Origin of the sequence: Alkalitalea saponilacus, assembly GCF_900168165.1 — a bacterium.
Classification (GTDB): Bacteria; Bacteroidota; Bacteroidia; order Bacteroidales; family Marinilabiliaceae; genus Natronoflexus; species Natronoflexus saponilacus.
Map to the genome: position 1 here is coordinate 1 of NZ_FUYV01000087.1, position 1309 is coordinate 1309.

The window sequence follows — 1309 nt, forward strand, 5'->3', positions numbered from 1 at the left end:
GGAGTGTATTTATCAAGACACTTTTAGAAATGCCCGAGCTGCGTGATGGGAAACTATCATGCGCAGTTCTTAGGGGGCGTAAGCTACCCGATAGTTTGAGCACTCTGCAAGCAAAAAATAATAAAGGAAGATTAGAATGAACAAATGGGGATTTTTACGAGAGACTAATGATAAGGCTCAGAAAGCTGGAATTGATAAAGATACAGGTTATCACAGGACTGGACTTGAAGATTATTTGAAAGTAATTTTTCCTAAGACAGATGACTGGTTACATGATAAGGCTTTAGGCAAAATAGATGGTACAATGTATCGTTGCAGACCTGACTACAGAAGTGAAGAATTAAAGTTAATCGTTGAATTCGATGGACTGCCACATTATACAAACCCTGACATTATTGAAAAGGATTTGATAAACACAGAATTATATGCAAGTTTTGGATACAAAGTAGTAAGGATACCATATTTTATACAATTGACCAACGAAGCTGTTAAAACATTATTTGATATCGAAGTTTCAGAGGATTTATTTGACGGCATCATTCCATCTTTAGGAATTAAAGGACGGAATACTCCTGCATATTTGTGTCCAGCGGGAATTGAACGCATGGCTAATGAATTCAAGGAATTTCCAGACCAATACCAAACAAATATTGAAGCTTTAAGAAATCAAGGTGATACATTTAAAAGCGGAATAGATTTTTTAGAAACGGAATACAACAAAATAAACTAAAATAATATGCTAGTAGATGAGTCTGAAATAAGGGAAGTTCATGGAATATCTAATGAACAAAGGCAAAGAATCATTGACTTTTTGCAAGGAGCGGTTTATAGTTGGTGCAAAAATCGAAAAAACGAATGGTTTGCAGCACGAGATTTATTGGGTGGAGACAACTTCTTTTGGGAAGGAACACCAATGATGGCTCTGTTTGAAAAGTCAGAAAATGTAGAACAAGCAGGGAAAGATGCAGGATGGTTGTTAAAAAAGATGCTAAATGACGACAAAAGAACTTATGAATCTTCATCTGAAGGGCGTGTAAAACAATATAGATGGACAGGACAAGAAAATAATGGATAAATGTAATGAAAACCAGCACCTAACACGCGGTATAAAACATTGGGGTTTAAGTGGTTATTCAATATTCTACCACGCATCAAGTTCAGTGTAACTGGACAGGAAAGTAGCCCGCAATCCCCAACGATTTCATACCGCCGCTCCGTTGTAGGGCATTTTAACGAATCGCTATCGAATAAAATAAGCTCAAATCGTATCATGAATATCGAATATTTATCGAATAAAAACGAATCATAT

General features: G+C 36.1%; 2 protein-coding genes. Both read left to right on the plus strand.

What is annotated here, in order from left to right; all coding sequences use genetic code 11:
* Positions 1–136: 136 nt before the first annotated feature.
* Positions 137–730, plus strand: a complete 594-nt coding sequence (locus B5X70_RS17740; protein ID WP_079559238.1) for a DUF559 domain-containing protein — start codon at positions 137–139, stop codon at positions 728–730.
* A gap of 6 nt (positions 731–736) precedes the next feature.
* Positions 737–1075: a cell division protein SepF gene (locus B5X70_RS17745; protein ID WP_079559239.1), complete on the plus strand. Its 339-nt coding sequence runs from the start codon at positions 737–739 to the stop codon at positions 1073–1075.
* The last annotated feature ends 234 nt before the right edge of the window (positions 1076–1309 follow it).

What these genes read in the sequence shown, in the direction of transcription:
- B5X70_RS17740 (WP_079559238.1), top strand. Translation starts at nt 137, where the DNA reads ATGAACAAATGGGGATTTTTACGAGAGACTAATGATAAGGCTCAGAAA.
- B5X70_RS17745 (WP_079559239.1), top strand. Translation starts at nt 737, where the DNA reads ATGCTAGTAGATGAGTCTGAAATAAGGGAAGTTCATGGAATATCTAAT.